The following is a 1,225-nucleotide window of genomic DNA, read 5'->3' as shown; positions in this document are numbered from 1 at the left end:
ATGCCACAACTGAAGCCCGAGCAGCCGTACCCGCAGTCACACCTCATTGTCCCGCCAACCCCTGTGCACCGGGCAGTAATTGAAATACAAGCCCCCGGTCGCACCGAGAACTGCCAGATCGGTGTCTTCGCCGCCTACGCCACCACCCACGCACGCGCCCTGGTGGACCGCGAGCTATATCTGCCCAAGTCCTGGACTGACGACCGCGAACGCTGCCGCGCCGCCAAAATTCCTGATGAGAGGAACTTCGCCACCAAACCAGAACTGGCCAGGACCATGGTGCTGCGCGCACTCGCCTCCCCGCTGCCGATCGCCTGGGTGACCGCGGATGCCGCCTACGGCCAGGAGTGGCGCTTTCGCCGGATGCTGGAAGAAGCCGCAGTCGGCTACGTGCTCGCCGTCCCGAAGTCCCAGCCAGTGCCCCCCTTCGGCCGGATCGACCACCTCTTCAGCCAGGCACCGGATGAGGCATGGGAGCAGCGGTCGTGCGGAGACGGCGCCAAGGGCCCGCGCGTCTATGACTGGGCGGCCGTTCAGCTCCCGGTGATCGAGGACTTCGACGGTGAGAGGCCCACCCATCACCGCTGGGCGCTGGCCCGGCGCAGTATGAACAGACCCGATCAGATCGCCTACTACCTCGCATACGCGCCAGTGGGCACCGACGTTGACCGGCTCGTGCGCGTCGCCGGGCGCCGGTGGGCGATCGAGGAATGCTTCCAGGCCGCGAAGAACGAATGCGGCCTGGACCAGTACGAAGTCCGCCGCTACGTCGGCTGGATGAGGCACATCACCCTGGCCATGCTCGCGCATGCCTTTGCCGCGGCCACGGCAGCCCAGGCGGCGGCAAAGGGGGATGCAGAAACGGTTCCACCCTGGTTCCGCTCACCGTGGCAGAAGTCCGCCGGCTCCTGGCAACTGGCCCCGCACACCACCCGCCCCTTCGCATCCATGCGCTGAGCTGGTCGCGATGGCGGCGAAGGCGTCAGGCCGTGGCCCGGCACTGTCACTACCGACGACGATGTCATTCGTTGGTGGGGCGGTCCGGCAAGACCGCCCCTGACCTGCCAGCAGCCAACTACACTCCCGACGATGCCTCTGACCAGGCCAGATAGCGAAACGCTGCTGGAGTACTAGGGCCTGTGTGGTGTCGTGATCAGTTCCTGGGTTCTGGCCTCTTCGTGGGGTGGAACCCGGTAGGACTGTGGTCGTGACACGCAGGCAACTC

The 1,225-nt window shown here is 66.3% G+C and carries 1 protein-coding gene; it reads left to right on the top strand.

The genetic code is table 11. The annotated features are described in order from the left end of the window. The coding region (locus ACF08B_RS41660) for an IS701 family transposase (protein WP_392322234.1) at positions 1-957 on the top strand (957 nt) is incomplete at its 5' end. Between the last annotated feature and the right edge of the window lie 268 nt (positions 958-1,225).

The sequence above is a fragment of the Streptomyces sp. NPDC015139 genome, assembly GCF_043079785.1.
Lineage (GTDB): Bacteria > Actinomycetota > Actinomycetes > Streptomycetales > Streptomycetaceae > Streptomyces > Streptomyces albidocamelliae.
The sequence above is the reverse complement of the archived record's forward strand: the minus strand, read 5'-3'. Positions and strand labels throughout refer to the sequence as shown.